We start from the raw sequence: 19123 nt of genomic DNA on the forward strand, positions 1-19123 counted from the left end.
GGTCAAAGTGGTAAAGTTCAAAACTACACAACAATGGGACAACCAAAAATAACTGTTTTTATGGCTGCTTATAACCAGGCAGATTTTATCGAGCATTCCATAAATAGTATATTAACCCAAAGTTTTTCTGATTTCGAATTGATTGTTGTAAATGATGGCTCTACAGACGATACTGCCAATATTGTCGAATCATTTAAGGACAATAGAATCAGATTGACACATAATGATGGCAATAAAGGCTTAATCTATACCAGGAATCGTTTACTTACACTAGCACGTGGTGAATATATTGCCATACTAGATGGTGATGATATAGCATATCCGGATCGACTAAAGACGCAATACTGTTATTTCATGGATAATCCAGATGCTGTGTTATGTGGGGGGCATGCTGCCATTATCGATGAAAACGGTAATAAAACAGGTGATATGTTGAGGGTACCTATAGATAGCAATGTTGATTTATTTATGCTATTTGGTAATCCGTTTGTTAACTCAACAGCAATGTTTAGAGCCGATACTTTTAAAGAACTAAAAGGCTACCAAAACTATACCATATCAGAAGATTTTGATCTATTTATAAGAATGGCCGAAATGCATAAAGTTACTAACCTTGATAAAACACTTGTCGATTACCGCATCCACAGCAAAAATACCTCTACGCTAAATACAGATTTAAGGCTAGCTAATGAAAGAAAGATCATTAGCCACATGCAACAGCGCATAGGCATACCTCTTAACGATAGGTGGCTAAACTTACATGTTGAATTATTTAATTGGGCACCCGTTAAAAAGCACTTAAACGATTATGCATTTTTATTCAATGAACTTAAATTAGCCAACAGTATTTCGAATAGATATGATGAGAAGATTTTTAACCAATTCTTGTTCAATAAGTGGATGGATATTTTAATATCCGATCAAATTAATTCACTTAACCTTAAATGGTATTTTAAAACTGGAATATTCGAAAGTTCGTACTTCAGTTTTAAAAAATTCAGAAGAGCTTTCAAAAACAGTATTAAACAGCTTTAAATTATCCCATTACTGTCCAACAGTCCATTTCAATTTAGTTTTGATAATTAATGCAGAAAGCAGATAACTAATTGAATAAGCTATTATAAATCGAAGAATTAATAATGCAGTGTTTTCATAAACACTATAATGCTGAACATCTAATTTTAAAGGCTGGAAAATCAACGGCAACACCCTTTCTATAACAATACTGTGCAATAAATAAATTCCAAATGTTGTTTCACGGGGTTTAAGACGATCGAGCACTTTGATACTGCCAATTTTTAACATAACACCAAATGCTACGAATGAATAGATGATATTGGAAATCCTTAATGTATTATAGGCATCTTTACTACCTAGTTCAATAAGGTGTACAGACTCCCAAATCCCAAGAGAAAATGTTAAAATTAGAAGAAAAATCCACATCACCCATTGAGTATCTTTAACAAACGTCATTACCGTAGCATAATATTTGTTTAAATATACCCCAAGCCATAGATAAAAAACGAAGCCAAATAAAGCTGAAGTGTGTGTAGTTTCGAACCAGTTAAAATATAAATTCACGCTATATACAAGCGAAATAAGACCAAAAAACACACCTAACCAGTATTTATAGAGAAATTTCTTAAATATTAATAATAATGTTATACATATTAAAAAATTAAGGATAAACCAATATGGGCTAAAAAATAGCACCCTGTAAACAAAGTCAGAAATATAAGTCCCGAAATCGCTAAACATTAAATCTCTATCGCTTCCTTTACTATGTGCTACCCATCTATCCAACATGGTAATTGCGATGAAAAAAACCATCCAGAAAAGCCAGGGTCTTACCGTATTTTTAAACCTGTTTTTAAGATACTGGTTTGCAGAATATTCTTGGAATTTATGATTAATCAGAAATCCTCCAATTAGAAAAAAAGCTACTGTAGAAAACTTAAAAAATTGTATCACCCCTGCTTCTGCTATAGTATCACCCACTGTGTTATACATCGGTGCTTCAACAATATGGCTGTGTTCGAAAACAATACCCATCATTGAGATACATCGAATGGTGTTAACAAAATCGAAATTCTTCTTTACAGGTGTTGTTTCTTTATTTAATTCAATATCCATTAAACAAATTTAGGTAGTTTAGCTGGCAAATATCAGCTAAAAAAAGAGTCCCGAATTAATTCGGGACTCTTTTAACATTTATGTAAATAAGATATTACAGTTTTCTAGCTACTTCTACTTGTTCGTAAGCTTCAACGATATCCCCAACTTCGATGTTATTAAAGTTCTGTATGTTTAAACCACACTCATAACCTTTATTCACCTCTTTCACATCATCTTTAAAGCGTTTTAACGATGCAAGTTCACCTGTATACACTACAACGCCATCTCTAACGATACGGATCTTGCTGTTACGGGTAATTTTACCATCCAATACCATACAACCTGCAATGGTACCCACTTTAGTGATTTTGAAAGTTTCGCGAATTTCAACGTTAGCCACAATTTTCTCTTCAAACTCTGGATCCAACATACCTTCCATTGCCGATTTAATCTCATTGATTGCATCGTAGATGATAGAATATAAACGGATATCGATTTGTTCTGCTTCTGCAAGTTTACGTGCACCTGTTGATGGACGAACCTGGAAACCGATAATAATCGCGTCAGATGCTGAAGCTAACAATACATCAGATTCTGAAATCTGACCAACACCTTTACTGATGATATTGATCTGAATCTGCTCAGTAGACAGTTTTAACAATGAATCGGCTAATGCCTCAATCGAACCATCCACATCACCTTTAACAATGATGTTAAGCTCTTTAAAGTTACCAATTGCCAAACGACGGCCGATCTCATCCAATGTAATGTGTTTCTGAGTACGTAATCCCTGCTCACGTTGCAATTGCATACGTTTATTTGCAATATCACGTGCTTCAGTTTCACTTTCTAAAGCATTAAATCGATCACCTGCTGTAGGTGCACCCTGCATACCCAAAACCTGTACCGGTTGTGATGGACCTGCTGAATCTACTTTAGCACCACGCTCGTTGGTTAATGCTTTTACACGTCCGCTGTAACTACCTGCTAAGATTGGATCTCCAACCCTTAATGTACCAGCCTGAACCAATACTGTAGTTACAATACCACGTCCTTTATCTAATGCCGACTCAATTACAGTTCCTGTAGCTCTCTTATTCGGATTTGCTTTAAGTTCTAATAATTCAGCCTCTAATAATACTTTATCTAAAAGTAAATCAACGTTTAAGCCACTTTTGCTTGAAATTTCCTGTGATTGATATTTACCACCCCAATCTTCAACCAAAATATTCATTACCGATAACTGCTCACGCACTTTATCTGCATTTGCACCTGGTTTATCTACTTTAGTAAAAGCAAATACCAATGGTACACCTGCTGCTTGTGCGTGGTTAATTGCCTCTTTTGTTTGAGGCATCACTGCATCATCCGCAGCGATAACAATAATTGCAATATCTGCTGCCTTGGCACCACGTGCACGCATCGCGGTAAAGGCTTCGTGACCTGGAGTATCTAAGAAAGTTACTTTTTTACCGGTTGGCGTAGTTACCATGTAAGCACCAATGTGCTGTGTAATACCACCGGCCTCACCAGCCACTACATTTGCTTTACGGATATAATCCAGCAATGAGGTTTTACCGTGATCGACGTGACCCATAATCGTTACAACCGGAGCTCTTTCGATTAAATCTGCCTCGTTATCTTCTTCCTCAATTACATTTTCTTCATCTTCATCTGGTTTAACGAATTGAATCTCGTAACCAAACTCATCTGCTACAATAGTTAACGTTTCAGCATCTAAACGCTGATTGATGGAAACAAACATACCAAGACTCATACAAGTACCAATAATTTTGGTAACTGGTACATCCATCATGCTTGCTAACTCGTTAGCCGTAACAAACTCTGTTACTTTTAATATTTTCGATTGCGATTCAAGCTCATTTGCAGCTTCTTCAGCATTAAACGCAACATCATCACGTTTCTGACGACGCAATTTAGCACGTTGTGCAAATTTTCCAGATTTACCTGCTCCACTTAAACGGGCAAGTGTTGCTTTAATCTGATCTTGAATTTCTTTCTCAGTAGGTTCTTCTTTAGGGCCGCTAGGGGTAGCATTTCTATTTTGGAAACCTGGTCTGTTATTGTTGTTATTTCTATTGCCCTGATATGGAGTTCCTCCTTGCCCGGCTGGTCTGTTACCCTGGTATGGTGTGCCACCTCCAGGTCTGTTGCCTTGATAAGGCTGACGAGGTTGCCCTGGCGAACCAGTTTGACCTTGCCCCTGCCCTGCAGGATTATTTTGACCTTGCTGACCTTGACCTCCATGTTGACCTGGCTGACCTGGTGCTCCCGGAGTTTTTTTACGTTTACGCTTGCGTTTTGCAGCCTCACTATCACTAGATGATGCTACCGGACCATTTCTTCTATCAGGAACGGTTGGTAAAACAATTTTACCAATAATGTTCGGTCCAGTTAATTTAACAGTACGCGCTTTAATTACTTCAGGCTCGTTGCTTGCCGGTTTTACTTCAGCTGGTTTTTCTTCCACTTTTGGTTGTTCAACTGGTTTTGCAGGCTCTGGAGCTTTAACAACTGGTGTTTCTACAACTGGTGCAGGCGTAGCAGGTGTTTCTTCCTTTTTAACCTCAACCGGTTTTACTTCAGCTTTTGGCTGTTCAACTGGTTTTACAGGTTCTGGTGATTTAGGTGCTTGTGCTACAGGCGCTTCTTCACGCTTAACTGGGCGTGTTTTAGAATTAAGATCGTTTAAATCAATCTTTCCTACAATTTTAACACCTGGCAATCCAGTTTCTTCAACCTTATCTTCTGCTTTTGCTTCTTTTACTTGCTCAACTGCTGCCGCAGGTGCTGGTGTTGGCGCTGGCGTTTCTACCCTAGGTGTTTCAACAACCTTTGGTTTTTCTACCGGTGGAGGAGTAAACGACTGAGCATTTTTTATTAAAATCTCTTCGTTTTTCTCAAAATCGGTATTCTTCTTCGGCGCTTCTACTGGCTTTTCAGTCTCAGGCTCGTCACGACGTATTTTACCAATCACTATTTGTTTGGCTTCTTCTCTTACGATCTTATCTCCCTGATACTCTTTCAATAAGGCATTATACATGTCTCCCGTAAGTTTAAACATAGGGCTTTTCTCGGCAGAGAACCCCTTTTTGTTTAAAAACTCAACGGCCGTACCCATGCCTATATTAAGTTCTTTAATAGCTTTAATTAAAATGATTGGTTTGTCGTCTGACATTTAGCTCCTGTTATTGTTTTTTATTTAATACAAAAGTAGTGTTTATTTGGCAATTACACCACTTATTCAAATTCTGACTTCAAAATTTGAACCACTTCTTTAATGGTTTCCTCTTCAAGGTCGGTGCGTTTCACTAAATCTTCTACAGTAAGTGCTAATACACTTTTAGCAGTATCGCAACCGATAGCCTTTAATTCATCAATGATCCAGCTATCAATCTCATCTGAGAATTCTTCTAAATCAACATCTTCATCACTTTCTTCTCCGGCCTCGCGATATACATCAATTTCGTAACCGGTTAGTTTACCAGCCAGTTTAATGTTATGTCCACCGCGGCCAATTGCCAATGAAACCTGATCTGGTTTTAAATAAACCGATGCGTGTTTGGTTTCATCATCCAATTTAATGGAAGTGATTTTTGCCGGGCTTAAAGCACGGGTAATGTATAATGAAATATTATTTGTGAAATTAATCACGTCAATGTTTTCGTTCTTCAATTCGCGAACAATACCATGAATACGCGATCCTTTCATACCCACACAGGCACCTACCGGATCAATACGGTCATCATACGATTCTACAGCAACTTTTGCACGCTCGCCAGGTTCGCGTACGATTTTTTTGATGGTAATTAAACCGTCGAAAATTTCCGGAACCTCTTGCTCGAACAAACGTTGTAAAAACTCTGGTGCTGTTCTAGAAATGATAATTTTCGGATTTGCGTTAATCATTTCTACTTTAGAGATCACCGCTCTCACAGAATCACCTTTTTTAAAATAATCTGCAGGAATCTGCTCCGTTTTAGGCATTAAAAGTTCGTTACCTTCATCATCCAAAACCAAAGTTTCTTTTTTCCAAACCTGGTAAACTTCACCAGTAACGATTTCGCCTACCCTGTCTTTATATTTTTTGAAAATTTCATCTTTCTCTAACTCCAATACTTTAGAAACCAAAGTTTGGCGTGCTGCTAAAATTGCCCTGCGACCAAAACTTTCCAATGTAATCTGCTCGATATAATCATCGCCAACTTCCAAAGTGTTATCTAATTTAGCTACTTCAGCAAGTTCGATCTCTAAATCATCATCCTCAGAAAAGCCATCTTCCATTACTTTTCTCGTTCTCCAGATCTCCAAATCTCCGTTATCAGGGTTCACAATAACATCACAGTTTTCGTCTGTTCCGTATTTTTTACGCAACATGCTACGAAAAACTTCTTCCAGCACACTGATCACCGTTGGGCGATCTATATTTTTGAAATCTTTAAACTCTTGGAAAGAGTCGATCAAATTAATTGTTGTAGTACTCATTTTTACTTAAATGAAATTAACACACTTGTTTCTAATATATCATTAAACGGAACATTTGTTTCAATGGTTACCGCCTTTTTTCCCTTTTCTTTAACCGATTCTTCAATCAGCAGGTTATTTTCAGTTACTTCCAGCAGTTTTCCTTCCTTTTTTAAGCCTTCTTTCAATTTAATACTTACCGTACGGCCAATATTTTTATTGTACTGACGGATCAGTTTTAAAGGCTCACCAACACCCGGAGAAGAAACTTCTAAATTATAAGCCTGTTCTATTGTGTTTTCTTCTTCGAGATGAAAACCAACATGCCTGCTTATTGCCACACAATCCTGTATGCTAATGCCTTCGTCGCCATCAACATGGATAATCAGCTTATTGTTTGGCAACATTTTTACTTCAACCAAAAACAGTTCTGGCCGATCTGCTATCTTTTCCTCTACGAGGACTGCAACTCTCTTTTCTACCTGCATATTTTAACCTGATTTCATAGAAAAAGGGGACACTGTCCCCTTCTCTTTTCTTCGATTACGATGCAAATGTACTAAAATTTTACAAAAAATCAAACAGTTGCTGTAATTATTATGCTGATTATTACCGCTTAAGTGTTTGTCGTTGTGCTTGTAAATTATGTTTTGCAGTACCCGAAATAAGATTTCCCACGGTTGCAAATTTTACACCCAAATAACTTTCGACTAAATAATCTTTTCCTTGTACAAAGGGCATAGCGGGACTAAAAACCAACGAATCGCCTACAATTTTAATCTTCCCGGGCACAATCAATTCATCTTGTATACTATCCTGATCACCCGGCTTTATTAAAACCGAAATTAAATTAAGTGTATCAATGTTAGCTTTATAGGCATTTTTAGCCTGCAACAGGCTCGCCTCGTCAATATTTTTAATTACTATTGAAGTGCTGTCTACCGAAAACTTAATTATCGGTTTGTTGTTTGTATTCGAACATGAAAGTACAAACATGAAAACAACTATTAAAACCGTGTATTTTAAAAAGCATTTAAACATTAACAAAAATAAACATTTATGAGATTTATTATCGAAATCCTTTTAATGGGATTAGCCTTTTTTATTGGCGCAAGACTTGTGCCTGGTGTAACTATAGATGGTTACGGAAACGCCATTATCGCCGCGGTTTTAATTGCACTTGCTAACGCAACCATCGGGTTTATTTTAAGGTTGTTAACTTTTCCGGTAAATTTCTTAACGCTTGGCCTGGTATCATTCATTATTACCGTACTGATGATTTTATTGGTGGATAAAATGATGACTTCTTTTAACACTTCAGGCTTTATTGCAGCTGCATTTTTAGCCATAGTTGTTGCCCTGATCAAAGCAGTATTTAGTGCGGTAGCCGGAGAGAAAGAATAAGTTGGGAGTCGTGAGTCTGTAGTCATGAGTCAAATTGGACTAAGGACTACAGACTTTTGACTAAAAGACTACCGGATAACTTCTCTAGATATTACCATTTTCTGGATCTCAGAAGTTCCTTCATAAATCTGCGTAATTTTGGCATCTCGCATTAAACGCTCTACATGGTACTCTTTTACGAAACCATAACCACCATGTACCTGTACGGCTTCTATGGTAACATCCATTGCTACTTTTGAGGCGAAAAGTTTAGCCATTGATCCTGCCTGAGTATAAGGCAATCCCTGATCTTTCAACCAGGCGGCTTTGTACACCAGCAACCTGGCCGCTTCTATCTGTGTAGCCATATCGGCCAGTTTAAATGCAATGGCCTGATGCTCAGCAATTGGTTTACCAAAAGATTTACGTTCTTTGGCATATTGCGTAGCCAACTCAAAAGCACCTTGAGCAATGCCCAAAGCCTGTGCAGCAATACCTATCCTTCCCCCTTCTAACGTTTTCATGGCAAACTTAAACCCGAAACCGTCTTCACCAATCCTGTTTTCTTTCGGAACTTTAACATCGTTAAACATTAAAGAATGCGTATCAGAACCTCGGATACCCAATTTATTTTCTTTTGGCCCAATGGTAAAACCTTCCGTTCCTTTTTCTACAATAAAAGCATTTATGCCTTTGTGCCTTAATTCGGGATGTGTTTGCGCAATAACAAGATAGGTTGAGGCTGTACTGCCATTGGTAATCCAATTCTTAGTACCGTTTAGCAAATAATAATCTCCCTTATCTTCTGCTGTGGTACGCTGCGATGTAGCATCAGATCCTGCTTCTGGCTCCGATAAACAAAATGCCCCGATCTTTTCGCCAGCCGCCAATGGTTTTAAATATTTTTCTTTTTGGGCTTCGTTACCGTACGCCTCCAATCCGTAGCAAACCAAAGAATTATTTACCGAAACGACTACTGAGGTAGAGGCATCGATTTTAGACAGCTCTTCCATCACCAGTACGTAAGAAATGGCATCCAGTCCGCTACCGTTATATTTTTCGCTCACCATCATTCCCAGGAAACCTAATTCCCCAAGCTTTTTGACTTGCTCTGCCGGAAATTTTTGATGCTCGTCTCTTTCGATCACTCCAGGTTTTAACTCCTGCTGCGCAAAATCGCGTGCAGCCTGTTGGATCATTAATTGTTCTTCACTTAATTCAAAATGCATAACATTTATGTATAAAAGGTTAGTAAATCAAATGTAGCATTTCTGATTGAAATTACTATGGCTGCATAGTAATTTATTTTTAATTAGGGCTTATTGGAAGGATAATTAAAAAGCCAGGGCATGCAGCGTGTTAAACGCCTAAATAAAGAGTTATTTTGTTTCTTTTTTGGTCAGGATCAGGAATAAACTCAAACTCCCTAAAATGAGAATGAGCAAAACCTGCGAGGAATGAATGATGGTAGAATAGGCCAATCCATCTTTAAAAGATACGGCGTACAATACTAAGGATTGGGCAACCATCCAGTGGAAAACACCTATACCGCCCTGAACCGGGGCTGCCATTGCGAAACCAGAAAACACAATTGCGGTAAAAGCAGCGTTAAAATGCAAACCGGAAGTAGCTTCAATAGATGAAAATGCAAAATACATGGAGAGTGAATAGAAAATCCATATTCCCAGTGTATAGGTTAAAAATAATCCTTTTCGTTTAAGTTTACTGTAAGAACCAAACCCCTGGCGCAAGCTTACAAATGTGCGCAAGAATTTTTTGCTGAATTTTTGACGGAGAAAATAGATTCCGGCTGCGATAAATACTATAACCAGTATACCGATTATAATAAGCCACAAATAATTAACGGTGTTTATTTTTTTTACCAGGTTGAGGTAGATGGTATTATACAGAAAGCCCGAAACAATGTTGTATTGAAAAAGCAGCACGGCCAGGCTAGTGAGCAAAAGCATTACAATATCGAAAAGCCGCTCAGTAATTACAGTACCTATAGAGGCAAACATAGGTACTTTTTCTGCTTTGTGAATAACGGAACAGCGACCAATTTCTCCAAAGCGTGGCAAAGCCAGGTTGGCAAGGTAGCCGATCATTACAGCATGATAAGCACTCCAGAAACTTACTTTATAATGGATGGATTGATAGAGCATCTGCCAGCGCAGGGCCCGTAAAACGTGTGCTATCCAAACGGCCACGGCAGATGTGATGACCCAAAAATAATCAGCAGTTTTAATTTCCTGCCAAATCTTACCTAAATCCTGACCTCGAAAAGCTAAATATAATACCCCTATTCCTATTAAAAACAGGATGATGTATTTTAGCGCTGTTTTGAGGTCGAATGTCACAAGGTTATTTTAGCAAGTGGTTGTTATCATCTGGAAAAACAAGGATCGGGTTGTATTTTTTAGCTTCTTCTATTGGTAGTGACCCGTATGACATGATAATAAGGATATCGCCAAGCTGTGCTAACCGTGCTGTTGCGCCGTTTAAACAGATGGTTCCGGTACCGCGCTCGCCTTTAATTACATAAGTTTCGAAACGTGCGCCGTTATTATTATTTACAATCTGCACCTTTTCATTAGCAATAATGTTAGCTGCATCCATCAAATCCTCATCTATCGTAATACTGCCAACATAATTTAATTCGGCCTGTGTTACCTTAACACGGTGTATTTTCGATTTTAATATTGTAATAACCATTTGGCAAAGTTAGTAATCAGTTTGGAGTTTTCCGTCATCAGTTTGGAGTTTCACAAAGGAGCAGAATGTTAAAGGTAAATCGTGATGGTGCATTGCAGACAGCTTAAAAGCTTAGGCCAATAGCCATAAGGCAATGAAACATTAAACAACTACATCATTTATTACTTAATAATCATATTATCGATTAACCTTGTTGAACCAACTTTTGCAGCAACCAGGGCAACGAGATTATTTTCATCTTTAGATTTAGCGGGTTCCAGCGTATCGCCATTGGCTATCGTAAAATAATCGAGTTCTACACCATCTATATTTTTATAGAACGATTTTGCTTTGGTTTCTAATTCTTCTAATGGGTATTCATTAAAATGATCGATAACAAATTGCAGCGATTTACTCAGCACCAATGAATGTTCGCGATCGCTGGCCGATAAGTGAATATTGCGGCTACTCATGGCCAGGCCATCATCTTCTCTGATAATCGGGCAGGTAATAATGGTAATAGGCAACTTAAAATAAGCCAGCATATTCTTGATCATCAATACTTGTTGAAAATCTTTTTGTCCGAACATGGCCACATCGGGCTCAACGGCATCGAACAGCTTTTTTACAATCTGTGTTACGCCCTGATAATGGCCTTTTCTAAATTCGCCTTCGAGTAAAAATTCTGCATTGCCTAAGTCGATATGCCAGGCTTCGTCTGCTCCGGCGGGATACATTTCCTCCACGTTGGGCATAAATACACCATTACAGCCTGCATCTTCGAGCATAGCTAAATCATGCTCAATGGGGCGGGGATATTTTTCCAAATCTTTCGGATCTGTAAACTGTGTTGGATTTACGAAAATGCTACAGATAATGATATCGGCATTTTGCTGGGCCAGTTTTATCAAAGATATGTGGCCATTGTGCAGGGCACCCATAGTAGGTACTAATGCTATTTTTTTAGCTGATGCTTTTAAAGGTTTTAAAAAAGCCTTAAGCGCTGCTTTGGTTTTAAATATTTCCAATTCGGACAATCTAAATTAAAGCCGTAAAGGTGTAAATTAATCTAAACGAAACCAAACAAATGCTTGCTATATTGATAAATAGTATTATTATGCTTACCTTTGCAGCTCATTATCTTTTATTTAACTTAATATTTTCTTAGAATATGGAGATGGCAAAAACGAAGCTGCTGATTGTTACACACGAGATGTCGCCTTTCCTCGAGCTTACTAAAATTTCTGAAATTACGCGCCAGTTACCGCAGGCAATGCAAGAGAAAGGATTCGAAATCCGCATCTTAATGCCAAAATTCGGTAACATCAACGAAAGAAGAAATCGTTTACACGAAGTAATACGCTTATCGGGAATGAACATCATTATTGATGACAATGATAACCCTTTAATCATTAAAGTAGCCTCCATCCCAGCTGCACGCATGCAGGTGTATTTCTTAGACAACGAAGAATATTTTCAGCGCAAACAGGTATTTAGAGATGCCAGCGGAAAATTCTTTGATGACAATGATGAACGCACAATTTTCTTCTGCAAAGGCGCTTTAGAAACCGTTAAAAAATTAGGTTGGGCACCAGATATCGTTCATTGCCACGGCTGGATGAGCTCGTTGGTTCCTGCTTATATTAAAACTACCTATAAAAACGATCCTACTTTTAAAAATTCGAAAGTAGTGTATTCAATTTATGAGGATGGCTTTACAGAAAAATTAAATGCTGATTTTGCAAAGAAAGCTGTAATGGCAAATATGACGGAAGACGACACAAAAGCTTTTTTACCATCTGATTGCAACAGCATGCACATTGGCGCAATAACACACTCAGATGCAGTGGTTTTAGCAGATGAAAACCTGGATAAAGATGTGTTAAAATTTGTTAAAGATTCCAATAAGCCAACATTAGCTTTTAACTTAACCGAGAATTTTGAAAACTTCTATACTTTTTATGAAGAAATTTCAAATGACGAATTGGTTTCAGTTGCTTAATTAGGTATTATTATTTTAAATATGAAATTTACAAAACAAGACTTATTAACCCTGTTGATAGGTCTTTTTCTTTTTGCATCATGTAAAAATCCCGACGGTGTGGGTTTAGATGTTGATCCGAATACTGCAATTACCGGAACGCTTGTGGTATCTCCGGTAAAATCTCAACTCGTTCCGGAAACTGCCGCAAACACTTTTGGATTAAACCGTTATCCGCTAGGCTATATGACAGATCCTGTTTTCGGTAAAACCGAGGCGAGTTTGGCCATGACTGTTTATCCTGTTGTAAGTACTGATTTTGGAACTTCTCCAACACTTGATTCGGCAGTTTTGGTATTAAAACTTGATGAATCCAGTACGGCAACCAAATTTTATGGAGATACAACCAATTCTAAATACAGCATTGATGTTTATCAATTGGCAAACAAGGTTGAAAACTATAAAAGTTCTGATGTACAGACTTTTAACAACGCCTTGCTAGGAAATTTTACCGGCAAAATTGCACCAAATACAAAAGCAAAAATATTTGATATTGTTACTGGTAAAGCTGATACTTTAAAAACAGTACCGGCACAGATCAGAATTCCTTTAAATAAAGCATTTATACAGAATAACATTTTGAACCTGGGTACAACCGGAACTGCTTCAAATGCTAAATTTATTGATGCTTTTAAAGGTTTATACGCCCAAATCAACAAAACATCTTCAACAGGTGTTGGGGGTATTGCTTTCTTTAACTTTACAGGTACCGATTCTTATTTACAATTGGTTTGGAAGAAAGTAAATTCATCAAGCGGCATAGATACCGCAACGGTAAACTTCCCGATTGGAGTATTGGTTAGCAATGGCAGCAGCGGCACAAGTGTAATTTCGGGTGTGGCCGCAAACATAAAACACGATTACGCAGGCACTCCTGTACAAGAACAGATTTCTGCTCCTGCAGCATCATATAATGTAACTTATTTACAAGGCCTTGCAGGTGTAAAAACGAAGCTGAGCTTCCCTGATTTAACATCTTTTACCAACCTATACGGAAAAGCGATTGTTAATAAGGCAGAACTGGTAGTAGAGTTGGGCGGTGGCGCCCCTGCTTATCCTTTTAATGCTGCACAAAGGCTTTCATTATACCGTTGGGATATTGCACAACAACCTGTAAGTATTCCAGATTATACTACTTTTACAAGCAGTACAGGTGGAGATGCATTGTTTGGAGGCTATTTTGATGCTTTAAAAAACCGTTATATATTTATTGTAACCAGTTATGTTCAAGGCTTAATTGACAAAACTACAGAAGATAATGGTACCTTTCTTGCGCCAACATCTTTTAACAATTTTCAGGTTGTACCAACTGCAACCTCTGCAGAAAGATCGATAATAGGAGCAACAAACTTAACAACAAACAAGTTGAAGCTGAATATTTATTATACAAAGATTAATTAATATATCAACTCATTTTAATCTCCTGTTTCAAAAGAACAGGAGATTTTTTTTGTCCTGTGGTTTCTCCATAAATTTAAATTCACTCAAAATTCACCTAAGTCAAACGTTTGTTTAGTATGTTTACAGAATTAAAATTTATTCAAACTTATGTGTGGAATAGTAGGCTATATTGGTTATAGAGAAGCTTGGCCAATTGTACTTAAAGGACTTAAAAGACTGGAATACCGCGGTTATGACAGTGCTGGAATTGCACTGATGAATAACGATGGACAACATATTTACAAAAAAGCGGGAAAAGTTGCCGTTCTGGAAGAATTTGCCGAAGACCAGGATAAATCCGGCACAGTAGGCATGGGGCATACGCGTTGGGCTACACATGGCGTACCTTCTGACCGTAATTCCCATCCGCACACTTCAAATAACGATAAGCTTTCTATCATCCATAACGGGATTATTGAAAACTATGCTACGTTAAAAGAAGAGTTAACCCGCCGTGGGCACGAATTTAAAAGTGATACGGATACAGAGGTTTTGATCCACCTGATTGAAGAAATCCAAAAAATAGAAAATATTGACCTGTTGGAAGCTGTTCGTTTGGCACTAATGGAAGTAATTGGTGCTTACGCGATTGTAATTATGGATAAAGATCATCCTGATCGGTTAATTGCAGCCCGAAAAGGGAGTCCGATGGTGATTGGCGTTGGCAAGGGCGAATATTTTATTGCTTCTGATGCTACACCGATTATCGAATACACCAAAAATGTAATTTACCTTAATGATAATGAGATTGCGCTGGTAACCAAAGATGATCTTTTGGTTAAACGTTTGGATAATGCGGTGCAAACACCATTGATCCAGGAATTGCAGTTACAGCTTGAAATGTTGGAAAAAGGCGGCTTTGAGCACTTTATGCTTAAAGAGATTTATGAACAACCACGCTCTATTAAAGATTGTATGCGCGGCCGGATTTATCCTGCAGAAGGAAAAGTTCAGCTTGGTGGAATTAAAGAATTTGCAGAAAAATTAAAAAATATCGATCGGATAATTATTGTGGCCTGCGGAACATCGTGGCATGCAGGTTTGGTTGGCGAGTACCTTATTGAAGAGTATGCACGCATCCCTGTTGAGGTGGAGTATGCTTCTGAGTTTAGGTATAGAAACCCGATTATTACAGAGAAAGATGTAGTAATTGCGATTTCACAATCAGGAGAAACTGCCGATACGATGGCTGCTATCGAAATGGCAAAAGAACGTGGGGCAACCATTTTTGGAATCTGCAATGTTGCTGGAGCTTCTATACCAAGATTAACGCATGCTGGGGTTTACACGCATGCTGGTCCTGAAATCGGGGTAGCATCAACCAAAGCTTTTACGGCACAGGTAACGGTTTTAACTTTGATGGCTTTTTACATGGCCCAACAAAAAGGAACCATCACCACTTCAAAACTGATTGAACTTTTAACAGAATTGGATAATATTCCTGAAAAAATCCAGTTCGCGCTATCATCAAACGATTTAATTAAAGAAGTTGCAGAAAAAATAAAAGATTCTACCAATTGTTTATTTTTAGGAAGAGGTAGCGGATTCCCTGTGGCATTAGAAGGGGCTTTAAAGCTCAAGGAGATTTCTTATATCCATGCCGAAGGTTATCCTGCCGCAGAGATGAAACACGGCCCAATCGCCTTAATTGACGAAGAGATGCCTGTGGTTTTTATTGCCACGCAAAATTCCTCATATGAAAAAGTAATCAGCAATATCCAGGAGGTAAAAGCCAGGAAAGGAAAAGTTATTGCCATTGTAACCCAGGGTGATACTGAAGTTAAAAAAATGGCCGATTACTGCATTGAAATACCTGATGCAAACGAAGCATTTTTGCCGCTTTTGGCTACTATACCACTTCAGTTACTCTCCTACCATATTGCAGTAATGAGGGGTTGTAATGTTGATCAGCCAAGAAACCTAGCTAAATCGGTAACAGTTGAATAATTTAGGCATAAAAAAAGCTACCTCTCATCAGGTAGCTTTTTTTATTGATTTGTATTTTTTTAAAAAGGAAGATCTCCGCTTTCATCAGCTGAGCCGATCGTAAATTCATCTTCAATCTTCGATTCTGTATTTTGATGTACAGGTGTTGTCGGACTTTGCTCAAAGTCACTTTTTCTGCCCAACATGGTAAAATTTTCGGCAACAATCTCTGTCACATATTTTTTTACTTTTTCTTTGTCTTCAAAAGATCTCGTTCTCAATTTTCCTTCGATATAAACCAGTTTACCTTTTTGGAGGTATTTTGAAGCAACTTCAGCCAAACCCCTCCATAACACAATATTGTGCCATTCTGTTTGTTCTACTCTTTTGCCGTCTTTGTTGTATGTTTCCGATGTAGCTAGCGGGAAACTGGCTACAGTTACGCCACCGTCTAAATGTCGCACTTCAGGGTCTTTGCCTAAGTGGCCTACTAAAATAACTTTGTTAATCCCAGACATAAATATTTTTGGTTAGTTGTTTCGTTTTGTTAATGTGCACCGCTAAGATGGTTAGTTACTCCATTTTGTGCTTATAAAAGTATTCCTGTATAAAATCGTGGATTACTTTTGGTTGCGGTAACTCATCTAACTTATTTAAAGAAACCCAATTAAGTTCCTTTTGTTTATTAAAGTTAAATATATAATTTTTTAATGCAAAAAATTGAACATGGATTATTTGGTGAGTCAAGAGGTGTTTTTTTGCGCTGATAAATTTAAAATTTACATCATTGCCAAAGGCTTCTTTAACCTGATCAATAAATATTCCGGTATTAAATCCGAGTTCCGCCGTGGTTTCAAGGCTCGGAAAATCGTATAGATGCTGCCATATATCTCCAGCCTGCCTTTCTTTAACGAGCACCTTTTCATGATCATAACAAATGAAATAATTAATATAACGGTGCTTCTGTGCGGCTTTTTTTATTTTAACAGGAAGCGCATTTACCTCATGATGAGTGAAAGCATAACAGGTTTGGTTTAATGGACAAATGCCGCAATTGGGAGATTTTGGTTTGCACTGTATTGCCCCAAATTCCATTATAGCTTGATTATACAGTGCCGGATCTTCTTTAAAAAGCAACTCGTTTGCTAAGGAAAAGAACTGTTTTTTACCTGCCGGAGAATTGATTGCCGTATCAATGCCATAGTACCTCGAAAGCACGCGGAAAACATTTCCATCAACCACAGCACGTGCCTCACCGGAAGAAAAAGAAGATATTGCCGCAGCCGTATATTCGCCGATTCCTTTCAACTTTATCAGCTCATCATGCAGATTTGGGAAGATTCCATGGTGATCTTTAACTACAATTTGCGCGGTGGCATGCATATTTCTGCCCCTGGAATAGTAGCCTAAGCCTTGCCAAAGCTTCAAAACTTTTGCTTCGGTTGCATTGGCAAAATCATTAACGGTAGGAAAATTTGATAAAAATTTATTAAAGTATGGAAGCCCCTGCTCTACCCGGGTTTGTTGCAGGATAACCTCTGATAACCAGATGGTATAAGCATCAGTGGTATGCCTCCAGGGCAAATCTCTCTTGTTTATCAGATACCAATTGATGAGTTCATTTTGAAATGTCATTACTGCAAATTACGGTGTATTTATCCGATTAAAAAAAAAGTTGCAATTGACTGATAAGTCTGGAGATAAAAAAATCATCTTTTATTTCCCTATCTCATTAAAAAGCAATACTTTTGCAACCCCAAAACAGTAGTAATATTAAAACACAATAATATAATAAATAATAAAATATGACTAAGGCAGATATTATTTCAGAAATATCAACAAAAACCGGAATTGAGAAGGTTGATGTACAGGAAACGGTTGAGGCATTTTTCAAGGTTATCAAAACCAGCATGATTGGCGGTGAAAATGTATATGTTAGAGGCTTCGGAAGCTTTGTTGTTAAAAAGAGAGCGCAAAAAACTGCGAGAAATATCTCAAAAAATACTGCAATAATTATCCCAGAGCATTTTGTTCCTAGCTTCAAACCAGCAAAAGTATTTGTTGATAAAGTGAAAAGCAATTCAAAAAAAATTAAAGTAGAAGCCTAAGTCTTAACGTTATGAATAGCAACATCAGATCAAAACAAACCATTATTATTGGAGCGATTGTATTGCTTGTTGCATTTTTATTTACAAGAGACATTAAGGGTTTGGTGAAACCGACCGAAGAAAATGGAAAAATGCCTGAAAGCGGCCAAATGGCTAACGCAGGTTCTTCAGCAGCTTTATCGGCCTTAAACCTCGAAACTTCATCTACAGCTGCAAAAAATGTAATCAATAAAAACCTGGCTACAGACATTACAGCTTTAGAAAACACTTACAAAAACGCAAACGGTGCAGAGAAGATTGAGCTTGCAAAACAATTGGCCCAGAAATGGGACGATGTAGAGCAAATCACCCCATCAGCACTTTATTTAGAAATTGTAGCACAGGCCGAACCATCATCAAAATCATGGCTGGCATCTGGTAATCAATTTGTTAAAGCTTTTGAAAGTACACAGGATAGTATAGCACAACCTGCTTTATTGCAGAAAGCAAATACATCTTATAAAAACGCATTAGAGAAAGATTCTACAAACATTGAAGCTAAAACAGGCTTAGGTGTAACGATAGTAAATGGCTTAGGCGCACCAATGCAAGGTATTGCAATGTTGCTGGAAGTTGTGGCTAAAGAACCTAAAAATGTAAAAGCGAATATGAATTTAGGATTGTTCTCAATAAAATCAGGTCAGTTCGACAAAGCAATTCCACGTTTTAACACTGTAATTGCCGCCGCTCCTACCCCTGAAGCCTATTTTTATTTAGGAACAGCTTTAGAAAATTTAGGCAGAAATAAAGAAGCAGTAAATGCTTATCTATCAAGCAAAAAATTAGCGGCTAACCCAACCTTATCTTCTTTCATTGATAAGAAGGTGGCTGAACTAAAGAATAAAAATTAATTAACAGATTAATAAAAACATTTAAAACTTAAAACTATGCC

General features: G+C 37.7%; 18 protein-coding genes. 7 read left to right on the top strand and 11 right to left on the bottom strand.

The features are described from left to right. The first annotated feature begins 33 nt into the window (after window positions 1-33). Window positions 34-1035, top strand: coding sequence for a glycosyltransferase (locus ASE74_RS12215; protein WP_055909181.1), 1002 nt, complete (start codon window positions 34-36; stop codon window positions 1033-1035). A gap of 9 nt (window positions 1036-1044) precedes the next feature. On the opposite strand, the gene ASE74_RS12220 is transcribed toward ASE74_RS12215, so the two are convergent. From ASE74_RS12220 to ASE74_RS12240, 5 genes are all read right to left on the bottom strand, one after another. After that, on the bottom strand, window positions 1045-2133 hold the full coding sequence (locus ASE74_RS12220; protein ID WP_055909184.1) for an acyltransferase: 1089 nt from the start codon (window positions 2131-2133) through the stop codon (window positions 1045-1047). A gap of 94 nt (window positions 2134-2227) precedes the next feature. Continuing rightward, entirely contained in the window at window positions 2228-5314 is a 3087-nt protein-coding gene (gene infB / locus ASE74_RS12225; protein ID WP_055909187.1) for a translation initiation factor IF-2, read from the bottom strand. Window positions 5315-5376: 62 nt separating this feature from the next. Next, window positions 5377-6621, bottom strand: a complete 1245-nt coding sequence (gene nusA, locus ASE74_RS12230) for a transcription termination factor NusA (RefSeq protein ID WP_055909189.1) — start codon at window positions 6619-6621, stop codon at window positions 5377-5379. A gap of 2 nt (window positions 6622-6623) precedes the next feature. Continuing rightward, window positions 6624-7088, bottom strand: coding sequence for a ribosome assembly cofactor RimP (gene rimP, locus ASE74_RS12235; protein ID WP_055909192.1), 465 nt, complete (start codon window positions 7086-7088; stop codon window positions 6624-6626). Window positions 7089-7209: 121 nt separating this feature from the next. Further along, window positions 7210-7596: a hypothetical protein gene (locus ASE74_RS12240; RefSeq protein WP_157255409.1), complete on the bottom strand. Its 387-nt coding sequence runs from the start codon at window positions 7594-7596 to the stop codon at window positions 7210-7212. A gap of 63 nt (window positions 7597-7659) precedes the next feature. On the opposite strand from ASE74_RS12240, the gene ASE74_RS12245 reads away from it, so the two are divergent. Beyond that, entirely contained in the window at window positions 7660-8004 is a 345-nt protein-coding gene (locus ASE74_RS12245) for a phage holin family protein (protein WP_055909197.1), read from the top strand. 68 nt (window positions 8005-8072) lie between these two features. Here the strand turns inward: ASE74_RS12245 and ASE74_RS12250 are convergent, their stop codons facing one another. From ASE74_RS12250 to panC, 4 genes are all read right to left on the bottom strand, one after another. Next, window positions 8073-9212 carry an acyl-CoA dehydrogenase gene (locus tag ASE74_RS12250; RefSeq protein WP_055909200.1) on the bottom strand — a complete coding sequence of 380 codons (1140 nt, stop codon included), beginning with the start codon at window positions 9210-9212 and terminating at the stop codon, window positions 8073-8075. Window positions 9213-9362: 150 nt separating this feature from the next. After that, the gene (locus ASE74_RS12255; RefSeq protein WP_055909202.1) at window positions 9363-10343 is read right to left on the bottom strand and encodes a lysylphosphatidylglycerol synthase transmembrane domain-containing protein; all 981 of its coding nucleotides are present in this window, start codon (window positions 10341-10343) and stop codon (window positions 9363-9365) included. A 4-nt stretch (window positions 10344-10347) separates the two neighbouring features. Next, complete coding sequence (panD, locus tag ASE74_RS12260) at window positions 10348-10698, bottom strand: aspartate 1-decarboxylase (protein WP_055909206.1); 351 nt, start codon at window positions 10696-10698, stop codon at window positions 10348-10350. 161 nt (window positions 10699-10859) lie between these two features. Next, window positions 10860-11705 carry a pantoate--beta-alanine ligase gene (gene panC / locus ASE74_RS12265; protein ID WP_055909535.1) on the bottom strand — a complete coding sequence of 282 codons (846 nt, stop codon included), beginning with the start codon at window positions 11703-11705 and terminating at the stop codon, window positions 10860-10862. Window positions 11706-11854: 149 nt separating this feature from the next. Between panC and ASE74_RS12270 the strand changes: the two genes are divergently transcribed. The 3 genes from ASE74_RS12270 to glmS all read left to right on the top strand — a co-directional run bounded on the left by ASE74_RS12270 (window position 11855) and on the right by glmS (window position 16105). Next, the gene (locus tag ASE74_RS12270) at window positions 11855-12679 is read left to right on the top strand and encodes a glycogen/starch synthase (protein ID WP_055909538.1); all 825 of its coding nucleotides are present in this window, start codon (window positions 11855-11857) and stop codon (window positions 12677-12679) included. A gap of 21 nt (window positions 12680-12700) precedes the next feature. Then, window positions 12701-14119 carry a DUF4270 domain-containing protein gene (locus tag ASE74_RS12275; protein WP_055909210.1) on the top strand — a complete coding sequence of 473 codons (1419 nt, stop codon included), beginning with the start codon at window positions 12701-12703 and terminating at the stop codon, window positions 14117-14119. 147 nt (window positions 14120-14266) lie between these two features. Then, window positions 14267-16105: a glutamine--fructose-6-phosphate transaminase (isomerizing) gene (gene glmS, locus ASE74_RS12280; protein WP_055909213.1), complete on the top strand. Its 1839-nt coding sequence runs from the start codon at window positions 14267-14269 to the stop codon at window positions 16103-16105. A 59-nt stretch (window positions 16106-16164) separates the two neighbouring features. On the opposite strand, the gene ASE74_RS12285 is transcribed toward glmS, so the two are convergent. After that, the gene (locus ASE74_RS12285) at window positions 16165-16602 is read right to left on the bottom strand and encodes a single-stranded DNA-binding protein (protein WP_055909216.1); all 438 of its coding nucleotides are present in this window, start codon (window positions 16600-16602) and stop codon (window positions 16165-16167) included. Between the two features lie 55 nt (window positions 16603-16657). Further along, the gene (gene mutY / locus ASE74_RS12290; RefSeq protein WP_055909219.1) at window positions 16658-17719 is read right to left on the bottom strand and encodes an A/G-specific adenine glycosylase; all 1062 of its coding nucleotides are present in this window, start codon (window positions 17717-17719) and stop codon (window positions 16658-16660) included. A 170-nt stretch (window positions 17720-17889) separates the two neighbouring features. Here mutY and ASE74_RS12295 point away from each other — a divergent pair, with 170 nt between their 5' ends. Next, window positions 17890-18192 carry an HU family DNA-binding protein gene (locus ASE74_RS12295; RefSeq protein ID WP_055909222.1) on the top strand — a complete coding sequence of 101 codons (303 nt, stop codon included), beginning with the start codon at window positions 17890-17892 and terminating at the stop codon, window positions 18190-18192. Between the two features lie 11 nt (window positions 18193-18203). Continuing rightward, on the top strand, window positions 18204-19082 hold the full coding sequence (locus ASE74_RS12300; RefSeq protein ID WP_055909225.1) for a M48 family metallopeptidase: 879 nt from the start codon (window positions 18204-18206) through the stop codon (window positions 19080-19082). Window positions 19083-19123: the final 41 nt, after the last annotated feature.

It is taken from the genome of Pedobacter sp. Leaf216, assembly GCF_001421515.1.
GTDB lineage: Bacteria > Bacteroidota > Bacteroidia > Sphingobacteriales > Sphingobacteriaceae > Pedobacter.

What these genes read in the sequence shown, in the direction of transcription:
- ASE74_RS12220 (WP_055909184.1), bottom strand. Translation starts at nt 2,133, where the DNA reads ATGGATATTGAATTAAATAAAGAAACAACACCTGTAAAGAAGAATTTC.
- ASE74_RS12250 (WP_055909200.1), bottom strand. Translation starts at nt 9,212, where the DNA reads ATGCATTTTGAATTAAGTGAAGAACAATTAATGATCCAACAGGCTGCA.
- ASE74_RS12270 (WP_055909538.1), top strand. Translation starts at nt 11,855, where the DNA reads ATGGCAAAAACGAAGCTGCTGATTGTTACACACGAGATGTCGCCTTTC.
- ASE74_RS12275 (WP_055909210.1), top strand. Translation starts at nt 12,701, where the DNA reads ATGAAATTTACAAAACAAGACTTATTAACCCTGTTGATAGGTCTTTTT.
- panD (WP_055909206.1), bottom strand. Translation starts at nt 10,698, where the DNA reads ATGGTTATTACAATATTAAAATCGAAAATACACCGTGTTAAGGTAACA.
- ASE74_RS12285 (WP_055909216.1), bottom strand. Translation starts at nt 16,602, where the DNA reads ATGTCTGGGATTAACAAAGTTATTTTAGTAGGCCACTTAGGCAAAGAC.
- ASE74_RS12245 (WP_055909197.1), top strand. Translation starts at nt 7,660, where the DNA reads ATGAGATTTATTATCGAAATCCTTTTAATGGGATTAGCCTTTTTTATT.
- rimP (WP_055909192.1), bottom strand. Translation starts at nt 7,088, where the DNA reads ATGCAGGTAGAAAAGAGAGTTGCAGTCCTCGTAGAGGAAAAGATAGCA.
- ASE74_RS12240 (WP_157255409.1), bottom strand. Translation starts at nt 7,596, where the DNA reads ATGTTTGTACTTTCATGTTCGAATACAAACAACAAACCGATAATTAAG.
- nusA (WP_055909189.1), bottom strand. Translation starts at nt 6,621, where the DNA reads ATGAGTACTACAACAATTAATTTGATCGACTCTTTCCAAGAGTTTAAA.
- mutY (WP_055909219.1), bottom strand. Translation starts at nt 17,719, where the DNA reads ATGACATTTCAAAATGAACTCATCAATTGGTATCTGATAAACAAGAGA.
- glmS (WP_055909213.1), top strand. Translation starts at nt 14,267, where the DNA reads ATGTGTGGAATAGTAGGCTATATTGGTTATAGAGAAGCTTGGCCAATT.
- ASE74_RS12300 (WP_055909225.1), top strand. Translation starts at nt 18,204, where the DNA reads ATGAATAGCAACATCAGATCAAAACAAACCATTATTATTGGAGCGATT.
- ASE74_RS12295 (WP_055909222.1), top strand. Translation starts at nt 17,890, where the DNA reads ATGACTAAGGCAGATATTATTTCAGAAATATCAACAAAAACCGGAATT.
- infB (WP_055909187.1), bottom strand. Translation starts at nt 5,314, where the DNA reads ATGTCAGACGACAAACCAATCATTTTAATTAAAGCTATTAAAGAACTT.
- ASE74_RS12215 (WP_055909181.1), top strand. Translation starts at nt 34, where the DNA reads ATGGGACAACCAAAAATAACTGTTTTTATGGCTGCTTATAACCAGGCA.